15 protein-coding genes are annotated in these 17,907 nt (G+C 43.7%); 9 read left to right on the forward strand and 6 right to left on the reverse strand.

Annotation, left to right across the window (positions count from 1 at the left end):
* Positions 1-7 precede the first annotated feature (7 nt).
* Complete coding sequence (locus tag OE749_RS12930) at positions 8-154, forward strand: hypothetical protein (protein WP_263712881.1); 147 nt, start codon at positions 8-10, stop codon at positions 152-154.
* Positions 155-726: 572 nt separating this feature from the next.
* On the opposite strand, the gene fadJ is transcribed toward OE749_RS12930, so the two are convergent.
* Both fadJ and fadI read right to left on the reverse strand, forming a co-directional pair.
* The gene (gene fadJ / locus OE749_RS12935) at positions 727-2,880 is read right to left on the reverse strand and encodes a fatty acid oxidation complex subunit alpha FadJ (protein ID WP_263712882.1); all 2,154 of its coding nucleotides are present in this window, start codon (positions 2,878-2,880) and stop codon (positions 727-729) included.
* 8 nt (positions 2,881-2,888) lie between these two features.
* On the reverse strand, positions 2,889-4,199 hold the full coding sequence (fadI, locus tag OE749_RS12940) for an acetyl-CoA C-acyltransferase FadI (RefSeq protein ID WP_263712883.1): 1,311 nt from the start codon (positions 4,197-4,199) through the stop codon (positions 2,889-2,891).
* A 295-nt stretch (positions 4,200-4,494) separates the two neighbouring features.
* On the opposite strand from fadI, the gene cysD reads away from it, so the two are divergent.
* Genes cysD through OE749_RS12965 form a run of 5 tightly spaced genes read left to right on the forward strand, consistent with a single transcriptional unit; the run spans position 4,495 to position 9,927 of the window.
* Positions 4,495-5,409 (forward strand): sulfate adenylyltransferase subunit CysD, encoded by a 915-nt coding sequence (gene cysD, locus OE749_RS12945; RefSeq protein ID WP_263712884.1) that lies wholly within the window; start codon positions 4,495-4,497, stop codon positions 5,407-5,409.
* On the forward strand, positions 5,409-6,002 hold the full coding sequence (cysC, locus tag OE749_RS12950; RefSeq protein WP_263712885.1) for an adenylyl-sulfate kinase: 594 nt from the start codon (positions 5,409-5,411) through the stop codon (positions 6,000-6,002). Before cysD ends, cysC begins: the two co-directional genes overlap by 1 nt.
* A 1-nt stretch (position 6,003) precedes the next feature.
* The gene (cysQ, locus tag OE749_RS12955) at positions 6,004-6,780 is read left to right on the forward strand and encodes a 3'(2'),5'-bisphosphate nucleotidase CysQ (protein ID WP_263712886.1); all 777 of its coding nucleotides are present in this window, start codon (positions 6,004-6,006) and stop codon (positions 6,778-6,780) included.
* Positions 6,781-6,782: 2 nt separating this feature from the next.
* Entirely contained in the window at positions 6,783-8,192 is a 1,410-nt protein-coding gene (cysN, locus tag OE749_RS12960; protein WP_263712887.1) for a sulfate adenylyltransferase subunit CysN, read from the forward strand.
* Between the two features lie 7 nt (positions 8,193-8,199).
* Positions 8,200-9,927: an SLC13 family permease gene (locus tag OE749_RS12965; protein ID WP_263712888.1), complete on the forward strand. Its 1,728-nt coding sequence runs from the start codon at positions 8,200-8,202 to the stop codon at positions 9,925-9,927.
* Positions 9,928-10,002: 75 nt separating this feature from the next.
* Here OE749_RS12965 and OE749_RS12970 read toward each other — a convergent pair whose 3' ends face one another.
* The 3 genes from OE749_RS12970 to OE749_RS12980 are packed head-to-tail and all read right to left on the reverse strand — an operon-like array spanning position 10,003 to position 12,352.
* Positions 10,003-10,296, reverse strand: coding sequence for a hypothetical protein (locus OE749_RS12970; RefSeq protein WP_263712889.1), 294 nt, complete (start codon positions 10,294-10,296; stop codon positions 10,003-10,005).
* 43 nt (positions 10,297-10,339) lie between these two features.
* Complete coding sequence (locus OE749_RS12975) at positions 10,340-11,533, reverse strand: ABC transporter permease (RefSeq protein WP_263712890.1); 1,194 nt, start codon at positions 11,531-11,533, stop codon at positions 10,340-10,342.
* Positions 11,534-11,539: 6 nt separating this feature from the next.
* Complete coding sequence (locus tag OE749_RS12980) at positions 11,540-12,352, reverse strand: ABC transporter ATP-binding protein (protein WP_263712891.1); 813 nt, start codon at positions 12,350-12,352, stop codon at positions 11,540-11,542.
* A gap of 226 nt (positions 12,353-12,578) precedes the next feature.
* Between OE749_RS12980 and OE749_RS12985 the strand changes: the two genes are divergently transcribed.
* On the forward strand, positions 12,579-13,292 hold the full coding sequence (locus OE749_RS12985; protein WP_263712892.1) for a Yip1 family protein: 714 nt from the start codon (positions 12,579-12,581) through the stop codon (positions 13,290-13,292).
* Between the two features lie 9 nt (positions 13,293-13,301).
* Here OE749_RS12985 and OE749_RS12990 read toward each other — a convergent pair whose 3' ends face one another.
* Entirely contained in the window at positions 13,302-14,096 is a 795-nt protein-coding gene (locus tag OE749_RS12990; RefSeq protein WP_263712893.1) for a DUF3025 domain-containing protein, read from the reverse strand.
* Between the two features lie 178 nt (positions 14,097-14,274).
* Between OE749_RS12990 and OE749_RS12995 the strand changes: the two genes are divergently transcribed.
* On the forward strand, positions 14,275-15,918 hold the full coding sequence (locus OE749_RS12995; protein ID WP_263712894.1) for a M28 family metallopeptidase: 1,644 nt from the start codon (positions 14,275-14,277) through the stop codon (positions 15,916-15,918).
* A 271-nt stretch (positions 15,919-16,189) separates the two neighbouring features.
* Positions 16,190-17,860, forward strand: coding sequence for an asparagine synthase B (gene asnB / locus OE749_RS13000; protein WP_263712895.1), 1,671 nt, complete (start codon positions 16,190-16,192; stop codon positions 17,858-17,860).
* Positions 17,861-17,907 lie beyond the last annotated feature (47 nt).

Consider the following 17,907-nt stretch of genomic DNA (forward strand, 5'->3'; position numbering starts at 1 on the left):
CCACAGCATGCTTAAAGCATATGCAGTTGCATTAATCATAGCGACATCAACACCGACAGATAACACAGTTCAAGCAGATGTAATTAAAGAAAACCTGACGGAAAACAGTCACAAAGTAGAACTTTGGAGGCAAAGCAAAAAAGTTGATCTTTAGTCTTTATAATTATTAACGATCTTCAGACTGTAGCACGTAACCAACAACTTTCTTTATACTCATTATAAACCTAGAAAGGCACGACCGTTGCAGTTAGAGCTGAACATGGAAAAAGAGAGCCCAGCTCTCTTTTTTATGCTCGCCAATATACGTTCCTAAATCCCCTAGCTCGCCTAAACGCCATATGCTGAGAAATGGTAAACATAGGAAAAACAAACGGCCCAAATAAGAAACCGGCAACTGCCCATTTTTTAGCTGGCATTGCTGACTGAAATGCCTCAATGTAGAAGAATAAACTTGAACAACAAGCCATACATAAAAATACAAGTAACATACTACTCTCACTATTCTTGCATATTCTGACGGCCTCACACCACACCGCTGACTCTCCCTCTAAGAAGTCTAATAAGACGATATAAGGGACTAAAATTAAGCGCGGAGATTATATAGACATTTGCTGAAAAATACAGCAATTAGATGAATTTTCACCTCAATAAAAATTATCATCTTAATAAAAAAGCCCAGCAAACGCTGGGCTTAACATGAGTATCTACCTGTACTATATCTCGGTATTACCCGTAGAATTTTCCATCATTTTCAGACATTTCAACCAAGATTTTTGCAGGTGTAAACTTGTCACCAAGTGTCGCCGAATAATGATTTAGTCGAGCTACAACGTGTTTAGCACCCAATGTATCCATGTAACGGAATGGACCACCTAGGAATGGCGGGAATCCAATGCCAAAAATGGCACCGATATCACCATCACGCGGGCTACGAATTACCCCTTCTTCTAAACACATAGCCGCTTCATTAAGCATCATCATAACACAACGTTCAGCAAGCTCTTCAGATGACAGCTTTTTGGCGGGCGTTACATTTAGCAGTGAATAAATGCTCTCATCCACTTCTTTGCCCGGTTTTTTACCGTCGTAGCTATAGAAACCACGTTTGTTCTTTTTGCCCTTACGATCATCAGCCAACACTTTATCGAATGCATCAGCAGACTTAAAGCGATCACCAAATTGATCCATAAGAATCGGTATAATCTTGGTGCCAACGTCAATACCAACTTCATCAAGCAATTTGACAGGGCCAACAGGGAAGCCAAACTTGACTAAAGATTTATCGATATGCTCAATAGGCTCACCCGCGAGCAGCACGTTGGCAGCTTCATTCATGTAAGGCGCTAGAATTCTGTTCACATAAAAACCGGCACCGTCTTTAACCACTATGGGCGTTTTACCCTGCTTGCGTGCCAACTCAACCGTTGTAGAAATGGTTTTATCTGAGGTCTTTTCATGCGCTATCACTTCAGCGAGAGGCATTTTATCTACTGGTGAGAAATAATGAAGGCCAATAACATTTTCAGGTCGCTGTGCTTCTGCAGCAATTTTGTGAATCGGAATGGAAGACGTATTTGACGCAAAGATCGTAGCTTCATTACAGTGACTTTCAACGTCAGCCACCATTTGCTGCTTCAATTTTACATCTTCAAATACCGCTTCAATTACTACATCGGCATCAGAAAAACCCGAATAGTCTAGCGAGCCTGTCAACAATGCCATCTGCTTTTGCATCTGGGACTTCATCATAAAACGGCGCTTAACTTTTTTAATCAGTAAGTCGTAGCTGTACTTCATAGCATTTGCGATGCCTTCATGACGTACATCTTTAATTCTCGCTGGCAAACCCGCCTTGGTTGCCGTAACAAACGCGATACCGCCGCCCATCAAGCCGCCACCTAGTACGCCTACTTTTTCAAGTTTACCAGGCTCAACACCTTCAACGCCTGTTTCCTTTTTCATTTCGGTTGTGGCGAAGAAGATATTGCGAAGTTGCTTAGACTCTGGCGTCATTACCAGCTGTCCAAAGTTACGCGCCTCTACTTGTAGACCTTGCTTAAAGCCTTTGTTTACGCCTGCTTCTATGCAGTCGATAATTTTAAGAGGGGCTGGATAATTGCCCTGCGTTTTCGCCAGTGTTTGCTTTCGCGCTTGTTTGAAAAGAATATTACGACCAAAGCCAGTCCCTTCAAGCAATTTATCTTGCAAGTTTCTGTTAGGACCAGATGGTTTTCTCGCTTTTTTATTGGCAAGTTTAATCGCGACATCAAGCAAAATGCTCTTTGGCACCATTTCGTCAACGATGCCGTATTTTTTCGCCTGCTTAGGGCGCACTGGCGCGCCAGTTAGCATCATTTTCATCGCCTGTTGAATACCAATTAAACGAGGCAATCTTTGTGTACCACCACTACCAGGTAATAAACCAAGCTGTACTTCTGGAAGACCCAACTGTGTCTTTGCATCATCAGTACAAACACGGTAATGACATGCAAGGGCAAGTTCCAACCCGCCGCCTAGGGCAGGCCCATGAATGGCAGCAACGAAAGGAATCGACATATCTTCGATGCGCTGAAAAATATCCTGACCACCTTTAGCAATAGTTTCAGCATCATTTGCCGACTGACACGCTGCTAGCATCGAAATATCAGCACCTGCAACGAATGAGCTGTCTTTACCACTTACAAGTACAACACCTTTAATTTGCTTGTTTGCTTCAATTTCATCGAGCATGGCTGCAATCTGTTCAGCAAACTCGATTTTTAGCGTGTTCATTGTCTCGCCTGGCACATCCATTGTTAATATGGCGATACCGTCGTCTCTTACATTAAGAGAAAAAGCACTACGAGATTCTGTTGTTTCTGTCATTGTTTGTTCCGTCATAGCTCACATTACTCCGTCTCAACGATCATTGCAGCACCCAAACCACCAGCAGCACATGCAGTAAGAAGGCCAGTACCTCCACCTTTGCGGTTTAAGTCGTTTAGCATTTGCGTGATCATACGCGTACCCGTTGCTGCGAATGGGTGACCGTAAGCAATAGAGCTACCCATTTGATTGAACTTGTCCATGTCAATTTCACCCGTTGCTTTGCTTCTGTTTAGCTTCTCTTGGGCAAACTTATCACTGGCAAACATTTTTACGTTTGCTAATGTTTGCGCCGCGAATGCTTCATGCATCTCAATAAGCGTTAGGTCATTCAATGTCATACCTGCGCGGTCTAATGCAATCGGAGTCGCATAAGATGGCCCCATCAACATGTCTTCCCATACATCAATTGCCGCAAACGCGTAGCTACGAATGTAACCTAATGGTGTGTATCCCATCGCTTTTGCTTTACTTTCTGTCATCATCAATACCGCTGACGCACCATCCGTCAAAGGGGTTGCATTGGCGGCAGTCACTGAGCCATGTTTGCGATCAAACACCGGACGTAGTTTTGCGTAACCTTCGAGTTTTGAATCATAACGCACGTTATTATCACGCTCTAACGCACCCTTAAATGGCTCTGCATAGGCCGTCATTACTTCTGATGCAAGATGCCCCTCTTCCCAGTTCTTCGCCGCTAACGTGTGTGAACGATGTGCAAGTTTATCTTGCTCTTCTCGGCTAATTTGGTGAGTTTTTGCCATTTGCTCCGCAGTTTGTCCCATAGACAACCCTGTTGAGTACTCTGCCACCGCGGGCGGTACTGGTAGCAAGTCTTTGAAACCCAACTTTTTGATCACGCCCCACTTTTGACCAAGGGTTTTTGTTTTCTGTAAATCAACAAGCGCTCTTGCTAAGTTTTTGGATACACCGATCGGTGACACAGAAGTAGAATCTGCACCTCCAGCAACACCGACTTCGATGTTTCCAGCCATCATAGATTCGGCGATATTTACAGCAGACTGAAAACTCGTAGCACATGCACGAGAAACAGAATAGGCGTCAGTATGAACATTCATGCCCGTGCCTAATACAATTTCACGCGCAATATTGGGTGCTTCAGGCATTTGCACAACCTGACCATACACCAACTGATCAACCATTTTCGGATCAAGGTTGGCGCGTGTTAGCATTTCATTGACGACCATTTTTCCAAGGTCGACGGCAGGAACGCCATGAAAATGAGTTGCCATTTTGGCGAAAGGAGTACGAAGCCCCGCTACAATAGCGATACGATCGCCACTTCGGGTTGTCACTGATTGCTTAGCCGACATAGTTGCCCTCTTTAATAATTATAAGACCTTGGTGGTCAGACCTGTCGAGATTGAGCGATTGTACCGTCTGTTATATAAAATTCAAAGTTTAGTGAATAATTCGTCAAATGACGCCATGGTTTTCAATTCTCATAGCGTTAAATTTATCTCTTTTCATTCCATTTAGTTATTGAAACTAACTCATTACAACTTTTTGCTTTTAAATAGATGATTTTGTAATTCGTTACCATCCCAGTTCTATGATAGAGTCAGCGCCAAAATACAGTTAATTTTTGCAATGGGTTTCAGGAAAGTCATGTCGGCAACAATTCCATCAGTTACACATTTAAAACAGCTAGAAGCAGAGAGCATTCATATCTTTCGAGAGGTTGCAGCAGAGTTTGATAACCCTGTCATGCTCTACTCGGTCGGTAAAGATTCGTCTGTTTTACTGCATTTGGCGCGCAAAGCCTTCGCGCCGGGCAAGATTCCTTTTCCTCTTCTTCATGTAGACACAACGTGGAAATTCCGTGAGATGATCGAGTTCCGCGATCGCATGGCAAAGAAATACGATTTCGACTTGCTTGTGCATATCAATCAAGAAGGCGTTGATATGGGCGTAGGACCGTTTAGCCATGGTAGTGCTAAACACACAGACATTATGAAAACCGTCGCCCTTAAGCAAGCGCTAGACAAGTATCAGTTTGATGCCGCTTTTGGTGGCGCGCGACGTGATGAAGAAAAATCTCGCGCAAAGGAGCGCGTTTACTCATTTAGAGACGACAACCATCGCTGGGATCCCAAAAACCAACGTCCCGAGCTTTGGAATATCTACAACTCTCAGATTAACAAAGGTGAAAGCATCCGTGTTTTTCCTATGTCAAATTGGACTGAATTAGATATTTGGCAGTATATCTACATGGAAAACATTGAGATTCCCTCTCTCTATCTTGCCAAGCCACGCCCCGTTGTTGAGCGTGACGGCATATTGATTATGGTAGACGACGAAAGAATGCCTCTGAATGAGGGGGAAAAGCCAGAAATGCGTTCCGTGCGTTTCAGAACGCTTGGCTGTTATCCGCTCACTGGCGCCGTCGAATCAACTGCCGCCACTTTGCCAGACGTGATTCAAGAAATGCTGTTGACCAAAACCTCCGAACGTCAAGGCCGTGTAATTGACCACGATTCTTCTGGATCGATGGAAAAGAAAAAAATGGAAGGATACTTCTAATGTCAAACAATATTGTCTGGCACCAACATGATGTAGACAAAACACGCCGCGCATCCAGCAAGACGCAAAAGCCATGTGTTATCTGGTTTACCGGGCTAAGTGGTTCGGGTAAATCAACCATAGCAAACTTGTTGGAAAAAAAGCTTGCGGATGAAGGCAAACACACTTATTTGCTTGATGGTGACAATGTGCGCCACGGCCTCTGCGGCGACCTAGGCTTTAGTGAAAAAGACCGTGTGGAAAATATTCGCCGTATTAGTGAAGTATCAAAGCTGTTCGTCGACGCGGGCTTAATCGTGATAACCGCATTTATTTCTCCGTTTCGTGCTGATCGAAACTTTTGCAGAAGCTTGCTTGCTGAGCATGAATTTATCGAAGTATTCGTTGATACTCCGATTGATGAGTGTGAAAAGCGTGACCCTAAAGGCTTATATAAAAAAGCGCGCCAAGGTGATATCAAGCATTTCACAGGCATCGACTCGCCTTATGAAGCACCCGTGTCGCCAGAAGTACACTTGCCTTTTGATGGTCAAAGCGCAGAAGCCCTAGCGGAGTTAGTCTACGGGCAACTTACTGACCAAGGACGAATCTAATATGGTTACGCTCGAACAAATCATTGTTATCGCGGAAAAAGCAGGTAGCGCCATTTTAGAGATATACGGCCGAGACTTTGACATCAATACTAAGGCTGATGAAAGTCCGCTCACCGAAGCAGACTTGGCGTCACACAATATTATAGTTGACGAGCTCGCACAGCTGTCTGACCTTCCTATCTTGTCGGAAGAGAGTGCAGATATTCCTTGGCAAACCCGCCAGAACTGGAAGGAATACTGGCTTGTTGACCCGCTTGATGGTACCAAAGAGTTTATCAAAAAAAATGGTGAATTCACGGTCAATATCGCACTAATAAAAGACGGTCGTCCCGTGATGGGCGTCGTTAATGCACCGGTTTTAGAAAAAACCTATGCAGGAAGCGAATCAGAAGGCGCATACGTTTTATTTCAAGGGAAAAAGTCCGCGATATCCCCTGCTCCACGTGAGCGCGATGAAACCTGGAAGGTAGTAGGCAGTCGCTCCCATCAAAGTGCAGACATTCAACGACTTCTTGAATCTCTCGATGGTGATTACGAACTCATCCCTATGGGCAGTTCGTTGAAACTATGTCTTATTGCCGAAGGCCAAGCCCATTTGTATCCGCGAATTGGCCCGACTTCAGAGTGGGACACAGCGGCAGCGCACGCTGTTGTTGAGGCAGCCGGTGCATACGTACATGTGCTAGATGCGAAAACGTTAACTGCATCAGACGCCGAGCCTCTTCGGTACAATCAGAAAGAATCTCTTTTAAACCCGTATTTTTTAGTGAGCTGTTAATAATGAATAGCCAAGACGAATTATTGCAATCCGATATTTTGAGTTACCTTGAACAACATGAGAAGAAAGACCTTCTCCGCTTTTTAACCTGTGGCAGTGTTGACGATGGAAAAAGCACCCTCATTGGTCGTTTATTGCATGACTCAAAAATGATTTATGAGGACCAACTGGCTGCCATCACAAAAGACAGTAAGAAAGTTGGAACAACCGGCGAAGCGGTTGATTTAGCCCTTCTGGTTGATGGCCTTCAATCAGAGCGCGAGCAAGGCATTACTATTGATGTTGCTTACCGTTACTTTTCAACTGAAAAGCGTAAATTTATTATCGCCGACACGCCAGGACATGAACAATACACCCGTAACATGGTAACCGGTGCGTCTACCTGCGATCTTGCCATTATTCTGGTCGATGCCAGAGGCGGCGTAAAAACGCAAACTAAGCGCCACTCATTTTTAGTGTCTCTGCTAGGTATCAAGCACGTTATCGTTGCCGTAAACAAAATGGACTTAAAAGACTACAGCGAAACGGTTTACAACGACATTAAAGAGGATTACCTCGCATTCGCAGAAACATTGAATATTCCCGATATTCAGTTTGTACCGATCTCTGCGCTCGCAGGTGATAATGTAGTAAATAAGAGTGAAAACACCCCTTGGTATCAAGGCGACACACTCATGCATATGCTAGAAACTATTGAAATAGGTGAAGACAACAACACGAATGACTTCAGATTTCCGGTTCAATACGTAAATCGCCCTAACCTTGATTTTAGAGGGTTTGCTGGCACGGTAGTATCTGGCGAAATCGCCAAAGGTGATAGCATCACCGCGCTGCCTTCGGGTAAGCAGTCTCGAGTAAAAGCGATTGTAAATTTTGATGGCGAAAGTGAACATGCTCACGTACCGCAAGCCACTACAATCACACTTGAAGACGAGATTGATATTTCACGCGGCGATATGATTGTGAAGTCTGACAATCTTCCTTTGCAAGGCACACAGTTCCAAACGCACTTGGTTTGGATGGCGGAAGAAGCAATGCTGCCAAATAAGCAATATGGATTTAAGTTTGCCACCAAGTTCGTTCAGGGAAGCGTATCTAATATCCATCACTTGATCGATGTTAACACCATGGCGCATAAAGATGCTGTGCACATGCAATTAAATGAAATCGGGGTGGTTGATATTAAACTGACTCAGCAAATCGCATGCGATCCATATGAAAAAAACCGTGCAACAGGCGCATTTATCGTAATAGACCGTCTTACCAACAGTACGGTAGGTGCTGGCATGATCATCGATGCGAAAGACGACGCAGCGACAGGTTCAGATTATTCAGAGTTTGAGCTTGAGTTCAATGCCTTGGTCAGAAAGCATTTCCCACATTGGAATGCCGTTGATATCAGTAAACTTTAATTTGTAAATGACCTTCCTTCCCTTTTTCGTCGCAGGTATTTTTACCCTAACCATCGCAGCGCTTGTGTTTTCTGGCAAGCGCCCTGCGACAATTTTTGCGATATCAACATTAGCCCTAATTGCTGGGCAAGCCATCTCTGTCGAGAACGTGCTGCACAACTTAACCAACAAAGGCCTAATAACGTTGGTATTGCTACTGTTAGTCAGTGCAGCCATTGACAAGACATCGTTGATGAAACGCGCGGGAAGGACATTATTAAATCCCAAATATTCAACCAACTATTGGAAGCTGTTCGGCGTCACATTTTTTTCTTCGGCATTTTTAAATAATACAGCTGTTGTCGCCAGTTTGACTGGTCCAATCAAGCAGAACCAGTATCATCCAGCATCAAAACTGCTGCTGCCATTATCGTATGCGGCTATTCTCGGAGGAACGGTAACCTTAATTGGCACCTCGACTAACCTTATTGTTGACAGCTTTTTAGTAGAGGCAGGTCTACCGGGATTTAATTTTTGGGACTTCACCTTATTCGGTATGAGCGCAGGCTTGGTGTGTGGCGTGCTGATGTATTTTTTAAGCCGATTTTTGCCCGAAATAGATATTCAAAAAGAAGCCTATAAGTGTTATTTCATTGAAGCGAAAGTCAGTGAGGATTCAGAACTCGTAGGGAAAAGTGTTGAGCAAAACCATTTAAGAAACTTGCCTGAACTGTTTTTAGTTGAAATTGTACGTAGAAAAAAACTTATCTCTCCTGTTACGCCAGATATGGTAATTGAATCTGGTGATAAACTGATTTTCTCAGGCAACATCCAAAAAGTGGATGCCCTCAACCATATTAAAGGGCTCACCCTTTTCGCAGAAAGTAATGGATTATTGCGTGAAAACCTCACTGAGGTAGTGGTAACCAATCGTGCACCTATTATTGGCCAAACCCTCAAGAAACTGGGGTTCAGAGCGATGTTTGACGCTGCGGTTGTGGCTATTCGTCGTGACGGTGAGCAACTGTCTGGGAAGCTGGGCGATATCGCGCTAAAATCTGGCGATTTTCTTTTGTTAGCTACTGGCTCTGACTTTGCTAGCCGAAACAATATTAATAAAAACTTTTTCGTTCTCTCTGAACAGCGAATTACCCGAAAGCTCAATCCGTTTCAAAATACGTTGACCTTGGGCGGGTTTGGTATTGCTATCTTGCTCGCTGCCACCTCAGTCATCCCCCTATTTACAGCTCTGCTTTTCTTGCTAGCAGTACTTACCTTTACTGGTGTCACCAATAATGCTGAGATTAAACGCACTTTGCCTGTAAATCTAATCATGGTCATTGTGGGCGCATTAAGTCTCGCCACCGCATTAGAAAGCGCAGGAGTCATCCATTACGTAATGGAAAGTGTGCACCCTATTCTATCTAGCATTTCGCCATTTTGGGCGCTTGTAGGTATCTATTTATTAACACTACTACTCACAGAGTTAGTGACCAATAATGCGGCGGCAGCATTGATGTTCCCATTCGCCTTGGGGGTCGTAAATGCCTTAAACACTGACTTGATGCCATTTGCGCTGGCAGTGGCATTTGGAGCCAGTGCCAGCTTTTTATCTCCGTATGGATATCAAACTAATTTGCTGGTATTCAGTGCGGGAAATTATCGTGTTAAAGACTTTTTACAGTTTGGACTCCCCATTTCATTGACTTACTCCACTATTGTGCTGCTGATGCTAAAGTGGGCTTACGGGCTATAGAAAAAAGCCCCAAATAAGTAAATAACAATAGACAGGAATACTGTTTCTCCTCAACGCTTTTCAGTATTCTCTTCGTTATTGTATAAGTTGAGTTAATACATGGTAATTCTCATGTTCAACACGTTCATATGTCCCCTCGTCCACTACAATAGTGTGAAATTCAGCTTCGCCGTCATCGTTAACGAAGTTCACTTCTAGCCAATGTTGGCCATGTTCATCAATATACCAAACACGCCATAGCAAGCTCGAATTAACCAACCTTTGGTAAATCATATACGTACTGTAAAGATCAGAGTCCGGGTCTTCCGCCGCCTTCTGTAAATCGTAAGGTAATGATGTGACACTAATAAGATAATCAATTTGTATCATTTTCTTTTGATTACACAATCAGATGCTACTAATTGTATGAAGTCTAACGGAACAAGACTGTTTCACGATTAAACCAACGCACACAAAACACAATAAGCCCCCCAGCTATCAAAGCTGTCGAAGCCAATATACCGACCAATTGATAGTAATCCATTGTACCTTTAATCAACTCTTTGATTGCTAAAGAAACATTCGTTAGAGGAACCCATGCCCATACCCCCTTTAATTCAACGCCAGGTAACATTGCCAATATGATAGGAAAAATAACAACAAATACGAGCGCACCTGAATAGCTTTGTGCCTCTTTGTAGCTGCGTGCGTAAATGGACAAACTGAGTAACACTGCCGCAAAAATGGCCACCACAGGTACCAACATTAAAAACATTAAAAAGAAATCTATAGCGCCAATAGATGCCATAAATTCCGAAACAAACGCGATGGCAAGTCCTTGGCTGAGCACCGTCCCCCAAAGCGCAATACTCGATATGGTAGTGAGCGCGGCCATGACCCCAGCAGTGGCAATCGTGAAGAATTTTCCCATCACCAATTTGTGCCGCTCAATCGGCGAAATTAATAATGTTTCTAACGTGCCACGTTCTTTTTCACCTGCACCGATATCAGCTGCTGGATACATTGCGCCTTGAAGGCATAAAATGAAAATCAAATACGGGATCAAGCCGCCAATTTTCTCCCCCCAGTTTTCTCGTTTGTCTGCCACATCAACCTTCGTCAACACAATGGGTTGCAAGACCGCTTGCTGCTGTGCATCAGACAAATTAACGGCAGCGAATGCCGTCTCTCTTAACCGCGCAGTATGCTTATCTACTATCGACTTCAAACGAGTTTCAACTAGATTCAAACCTGCGTCATTTAGATACATTTTTAGAGTTATCTGCCCTGATTCAAGAATGTTGTTTGAATAGTTATCCGGTATCTCAAGGACAAAATCTACATTGCCAGCTCTAATTTCAGCGTGAAAGTTGTCAGAAGTGACTTTTTCCGAACGGGAAAAATATGCTGAGGTTTCAAGCGCCTGAACCAATTCAGGAGCATACTGCTCACCGACAATATGATAGTAGAGTGTTTTTGACTCTGCTTGTTGAATTGCTTTACTGGAAAAATACCCCACGACACCTGCCAAGGCCGGAAATATGATAATGGGCAATGCAATCATGAAAAACAGTGTTTTCCGATCTCGCAAGAGTTCTAGCATTTCTTTCTTAAAAACCATCCACATGTTTATTTAACCCCTTTCACTTGCTACCGAATGATGAGCAGCGTGCTCTTGCGAGAGACACGTTAGAAAACTGTCGTGAAGTGAGCCACTTGCTAGCCCACGGAACGCGCTAATACTGTCGTCGAATTTAGTCTCGCCTTTATCAATCACCGTCACGCGGTCGCACAATTCAGCCACTTCATCGAGATGATGAGTAGAAAATATCACTGGCGTGCCCGCGTCTTTTAAGCTTCTAACAAAGTTCAGCACAGTTTGTGTGGCCATAATGTCTAAGCCAGTTGTTGGCTCATCTAGTATCACCACATCTGGATTGTGAATAACGGCACGGGCTATAGAGGTTTTTTGCTTCATTCCTGTCGAGAAATTTTCACATCGGCGATCTAAAAACGTATCTAGGTCGAGTAACTCACTAAGCGTGTCTATTTTATTTGCAATGTCGACGTTAGACATGCCGTGCAATTGTCCGAAATAAGCAATATTTTCGCGTCCAGTGAGTCGTCCATACAATCCTGTTGTGCCCGAAAGAAAACCAATTTTTCGGCGTGCAATAACGGGGTTAGACACCACATCAGTCCCGTTAATAAGAATGTGTCCAGAGTCAGGTTGAAGTGCAGTAGATAGCATTCTCAACGTCGTCGTTTTTCCCGCTCCATTAGGGCCCAGTAATCCAAGCACTTCACCTTTACCACATTGGAAAGAGACATTCTGCACAGAGTGAAAAAAACGTCCTTTCATGCGCGGATCTTTTTTCTCGGATTCACTGAGTTTTTTAGGGTTCTCAATTGAGAAACGTTTCGCCAATTGGCGTATTTCAATCATTTCTTTATCCTTCTTATTGTGCAGCCTTCCTTAGGCTCGGCAGAATAATACTATTTATTCTATTTTTATCTTTTATTACGAACGTCCTGTTAATTGTGCAAGAATATACACTTGTAAAGACTAATCTTTAAGTGAATTGTGCTTTGCTCTCAATAAGCAAATACATCCTTTTGGGGAGACAACGCATACAACATTGAAGAAATAAATATCAAAAAGGGACAATCAAGTGGAAAAAGTGAGTAATCCGTTTCAAGCATGCAGCGATATATTTTTCAAACCTAACCGCGTCTTTGCAACCTTAGCAGACACACACAACTGGTCGTGGGTTGCGTTTATTATTGTGGTAGTCATGGGCGTATTGCCATCTTACCTGTACTTTAACCTTGTCGATTTTGATTGGTACAGAGAATTACTCGTTCAAGCGAACCTAGGAGATGTCAGCCCATCTGAACAAAATCAAATGCGAAATAGCATCACGAAAGACGCAACACTCACATTTTCATTGGTTGCCGGCATTATTGGCGTAATAATCGTCAATTCCGTACTTGCCCTTTACTTGAATCTCGTCACTAAGTCCGACGAAGAAAATGTCAATGGTTTTACCGACTGGTACGGGTTTACCTGGTGGGTCGGGCTGCCCGTTGTTGTGAATTCTCTCTTAGCGTTGATGTTGCTACTTTTTGCGCAAGATCAGCAAATATCGCCGTCGTATATTGTGCCGACTTCATTGGCATTCATTTTAGGACTAGATATGCAAAACGACTGGTTTGGACTATGCAGCGCTATCCGCCTGGATGCGATCTGGTCTATTTACCTGATTGCAGTGGGCATATGTCAATGGACAAACTTTTCCAAAAATAAAGCATTTATGGTTGCAGCATTACCCTATTCTGTAATTTGGGGAGTTTGGTTTATGTTGTCATTAGGCAGCAACGGTTAACCTCGTACGTCACGTTCGTCTTGGTCTAAAGTAATCGCGATTTTCGTAAAATTGGGGATCGCGATTTGCCTCCCACCATTCAGGGATCCCTAAAAGAGGAATCGGCTTTAACACACGAGGCATAGAAAACAGGTCTTGGTCACGAATCTGACTAACAAGACGTTCATCTAAATGTATGAGCTGTTTTTCAAATGGCAAAGTAAAAAACGCATCACTTACTTCTACCGCCAACCACTTTCCAGTCAGGCCAATAAAAGGTTCAAGCAACATCTCTAAATTGGCGTGTCCGAACACAAAGGGTTTAATGACTGTCCCCCAGCATTGCCTATTCTCAACAAAAATCTCATGCCAAGCATGTTCACGTAATAAATCTAATAGTTCGACTTCCGACACAGCTAATACTATACCGCACTCATCAAAATGCGTGACGCGATTGCGCCGAGGCGTACGGGGGTTCACTCCAAACTCAGAGATGTCTTGCATATGAATATGGTTAAGCAGCCGCTTCGTTTGCGGAAACATATGCCAAACCAAACCATTGAATAAGTCATGCCAACTCTGTGGACGAGTAGGCACTTTCCCTGTATGAGCAATAATCTCCTCATAATACATGTCGCTTTTCGGCATGTTGTCTTGGCATACAAAATCAGGCACATCATACGATGAGTGTTTAATAGACATCGTATTTAAACCTTCAGCATTAGGCCATTCCTCATACTGTAACAATGGAAACTGAGACACAATTTCTTGAAATGGTGGTATCAAATGGCGTAGATGAAGAGGCGTATTCCAAGGCTGTTTCATAAGACGACTACACAAGGTTTAAAAGTCACGACACTTAGCCCAATTGCCATTACCTAATCGCGTTTGCACGCACGCATACGATGAATACATGCATTTCATAGACGTGACTGGGTAGAGTCAACGAGCGAGATTATTTATACTGTTGCCCGACACTATGTACAACAACAAGAGAACCAACATGAAACACACGTTGTCTTTTTCTCTTGCCTGTTCAGTTGTGCTTTTGGCGGGTTGCTCTAAACCTGCCGAAGAGGCATCAACGACGGCCAAGACCAGCAATTTCGAAGAAGTTTACCAGAACATCTCTGAAGACGCTCTAAGAACACATACGAAAACACTAGCCTCTGACGAATTTGAAGGACGTTTACCCACAACGAAAGGAGAAGAGTTAACCCTGGATTACCTTGTTTCCCACTTCAAAAAGCTCGGTTTAAAACCTGGTAATGGCGATAGTTACTTGCAACCTGTTGAGTTACTTGAGATTACTGCAAAGCCTGAAATGACATTAACAATGGGCTCCCAGTCGCTCACTTATAAAGAGAACATGGTGGCGTCCACCAAGCGTGAACAAGAGTTTGTTTCTTTAAAAGCATCAGACATTGTCTTTGTAGGCTACGGTGTCAATGCACCAGAGTATGGCTGGAACGACTACGAAGGCCTTGATGTAAAAGGGAAAACGGTTATCGTATTGGTCAACGATCCGGGCTTTGAAAATCCTGAAGGCGATAAATTCCAAGGAAAAACGATGACCTATTATGGTCGCTGGAGCTACAAATATGAAGAAGCCAGCCGCCAAGGTGCAGAAGCGGCGATTATCGTTCACGAAGATGCGCCAGCGTCTTATGGCTGGTCAGTGGTCGCTAACAGTTGGAGCGGTCCTCAATACAGCTTAGTCACAGAAAACGGGAATGCTGATCGCGTGGCCGTTGAAGGCTGGATCTCTTTAGATGCGGCTAAACGCGTTTTTGCTGAAGCAGGATTAGACTTCGCCAAAGAAAAACAAAAAGCCCTCAATGGCCCTCATCATCAGCCGCTAAACCTACAGGCTTCTATCGATATTAGCAGCACATTGAAAAGCTCTAAAAGCTATAACGTGATTGCAACAGTAGAAGGTAGCAAAGCACCAGATGAGCACATTATTTATACCGCGCATTGGGATCACCTTGGTGCAGATCCGTCTAAAGAAGGCGATCACATCTATAACGGCGCGCACGATAACGCCACAGGTACAGCTGCGAGTATTGTTATGGCTGATGCATTTATGCAATTAAACCAGCGTCCAGAGCGTTCTGTTACGTTCTTGCTTGTTACCGCAGAAGAACAAGGCTTATTGGGCTCTAAGTACTATGCAGAAAACCCTGTCATTCCGCTGAATAAAACAGTGGCAAACATCAATATGGATGCAATGAATATCTTAGGTAAAACCAAAGATGTATCTGTGATCGGTATGGGCAAATCAGAGCTTGAGCAGTACCTTGAAAGCGCAGCAACAAAACAAAACCGTGTATTAAAGCAAGAGTCTAAGCCTGAAGCTGGCTACTATTACCGTTCTGATCATTTCAGCTTTGCCAAAAAGGGCGTACCAGCATTGTATGCTAAAGGAGGCGCAGAGCCGATTAATGAAGAAACAGCACAATACCGTAAACGTATGGGCTTAATTCAGCGTGGATGCTACCATCAGGTGTGCGATCAGTACCGCGAAAATTGGGACTTTGGCGGCATTCACGAAGATACCCAGTTACTATTCGATGTAGGCTACCATATTGCCATATCTGACAGCTGGCCAAACTGGCGCGCAGAAAGCGAATTCCAGCGTCCATAGTGACAATTACTCACGATGCGGCTTCTCGTCGCATCGTTGCTCCCCTTTTTCCCCTACTATTCTCATAACCTCTATTCTTTGTCTTTATTCTCGTCATTTGTAATAAAACTACATTTAATACTTGCAATTTGTAATCAGACTGGCACATTCAAAGGCTGGATGAAATTTTCTGTCAAACCTTTCTCCAGAAATATTTATCTCGAATTTAACTTTTTTCCGAGATAAATCATTTAAACATTTTATTTTTTAATCAAAAGAGAGATCGTTTCCTATGTGTGGAATTTTCGGCATTCTGGACGTCAAAACTGACGTTACAGAACTAAGGACGCAAGCGTTAGAGCTTTCCAAATTGCTGCGACATCGCGGCCCTGACTGGTCAGGTATTTGGAATAACAATAACGCGATTTTATGTCACGAGCGTTTAGCAATTGTTGACGTGGATAATGGCGCACAACCTTTGACCAGCCGAAATAACAATCACATTTTGGCGGTGAATGGTGAAATTTATAATCACAAAAATTTGGAGAGTGGCCTGACAGAACCCTATAACTTCAAAACCAAATCGGACTGTGAAGTTATCCTGCCGCTGTATCAACAAAAAGGTATCTCATTCATTGATGAACTTGAAGGCATGTTTGCTTTCGTGTTGTACGATCAAGAGCAAGATGCCTATCTTATCGCACGGGATCATATTGGTATTATTCCGCTATATACAGGCTTTGACGAGCACGGTAATTTTTACGTAGCCTCAGAAATGAAAGCACTCGTTCCAGTGTGTAAAACCGTGCAAGAATTCCCTCCCGGACACTTTTTATGGAGTAAAACGGGAGAATTGACGAAGTACTATCAGCGTGATTGGATGTCGTACTCAGCTGTTGAACATAACGAAAGTAATTTGGACGCGTTAAAAACAGCCTTTGAAAAAGCCGTTAAGTCTCACTTGATGTCAGACGTACCCTACGCGGTTTTATTATCTGGCGGTTTAGATTCATCTTTGGTATCTGCGGTCGCTGCAAAGTACGTAGCAAAGCGTATTGAAGATGAAGACAAGTCTGACGCTTGGTGGCCTAGGCTTCATTCGTTTTCCGTCGGCTTAGAAGGGGCACCTGATCTACTTGCTGCGCAAAAAGTGGCAGACATGATCGGCACGGTGCACCACGAGATTCACTTTACTATTCAAGAAGGCCTCGATGCGATTCGAGACGTTATTTACTACCTTGAAACCTATGATGTCACCACCATTCGCGCTGCAACGCCGATGTACCTCATGAGCAGAAAAATTAAGGCCATGGGCATTAAAATGGTGTTGTCAGGCGAGGGAGCCGATGAAATATTTGGCGGGTATTTGTATTTCCACAAAGCCCCAAATGCGAAAGAATTTCACGAAGAAACTGTACGTAAACTCGATCGACTCCATATGTTTGATTGTGCACGCGCGAATAAAGCCACATCTGCATGGGGCGTTGAAGCACGAGTTCCCTTTTTAGACAAGGCATTTATTGATACCGCCATGCGCCTAAACCCGAAAGACAAAATGTGTTTGGAGGGCAAAATGGAAAAGTGGATTTTACGCAAAGCATTTGACAACGGTGAGTACCTTCCAGAAGAGGTGTTATGGCGTCAGAAGGAGCAGTTTGGCGATGGTGTTGGCTACTCTTGGATTGACTCAATTCGCGATTTTGTCGAGCAGGAAGTATCAGACCAACAACTGGCCACTGCCGAATTCCGTTTTCCAGTCAACACGCCAGATACCAAAGAAGGCTACTATTACCGCACTATCTTTGAAAGCTACTTTCCACAAGAAAGCGCGGCTAAATGTGTGCCTGGAGGCAAATCAATTGCTTGTAGTACGGTTGAAGCACTTGAATGGGATGAGAGCTTTAAAAACAACGCCGATCCATCTGGTCGCTCAATGAAAGATGTGCATCAACAAGCGAAGTAAATGCGATTGCGCAGTCCTGCGCTAACAGTCAAAAAAGTAGCCTTGCA

The sequence above is a fragment of the Fluctibacter corallii genome (assembly GCF_025751585.1).
Classification (GTDB): Bacteria; Pseudomonadota; Gammaproteobacteria; order Enterobacterales; family Alteromonadaceae; genus Fluctibacter_A; species Fluctibacter_A corallii.

What these genes read in the sequence shown, in the direction of transcription:
- fadI (WP_263712883.1), bottom strand. Translation starts at nt 4,199, where the DNA reads ATGTCGGCTAAGCAATCAGTGACAACCCGAAGTGGCGATCGTATCGCT.
- cysC (WP_263712885.1), top strand. Translation starts at nt 5,409, where the DNA reads ATGTCAAACAATATTGTCTGGCACCAACATGATGTAGACAAAACACGC.
- OE749_RS12995 (WP_263712894.1), top strand. Translation starts at nt 14,275, where the DNA reads ATGAAACACACGTTGTCTTTTTCTCTTGCCTGTTCAGTTGTGCTTTTG.
- OE749_RS12990 (WP_263712893.1), bottom strand. Translation starts at nt 14,096, where the DNA reads ATGAAACAGCCTTGGAATACGCCTCTTCATCTACGCCATTTGATACCA.
- OE749_RS12965 (WP_263712888.1), top strand. Translation starts at nt 8,200, where the DNA reads ATGACCTTCCTTCCCTTTTTCGTCGCAGGTATTTTTACCCTAACCATC.
- OE749_RS12970 (WP_263712889.1), bottom strand. Translation starts at nt 10,296, where the DNA reads ATGATACAAATTGATTATCTTATTAGTGTCACATCATTACCTTACGAT.
- fadJ (WP_263712882.1), bottom strand. Translation starts at nt 2,880, where the DNA reads ATGACGGAACAAACAATGACAGAAACAACAGAATCTCGTAGTGCTTTT.
- asnB (WP_263712895.1), top strand. Translation starts at nt 16,190, where the DNA reads ATGTGTGGAATTTTCGGCATTCTGGACGTCAAAACTGACGTTACAGAA.
- cysQ (WP_263712886.1), top strand. Translation starts at nt 6,004, where the DNA reads ATGGTTACGCTCGAACAAATCATTGTTATCGCGGAAAAAGCAGGTAGC.
- OE749_RS12975 (WP_263712890.1), bottom strand. Translation starts at nt 11,533, where the DNA reads ATGTGGATGGTTTTTAAGAAAGAAATGCTAGAACTCTTGCGAGATCGG.
- OE749_RS12930 (WP_263712881.1), top strand. Translation starts at nt 8, where the DNA reads ATGCTTAAAGCATATGCAGTTGCATTAATCATAGCGACATCAACACCG.
- cysD (WP_263712884.1), top strand. Translation starts at nt 4,495, where the DNA reads ATGTCGGCAACAATTCCATCAGTTACACATTTAAAACAGCTAGAAGCA.
- cysN (WP_263712887.1), top strand. Translation starts at nt 6,783, where the DNA reads ATGAATAGCCAAGACGAATTATTGCAATCCGATATTTTGAGTTACCTT.
- OE749_RS12980 (WP_263712891.1), bottom strand. Translation starts at nt 12,352, where the DNA reads ATGATTGAAATACGCCAATTGGCGAAACGTTTCTCAATTGAGAACCCT.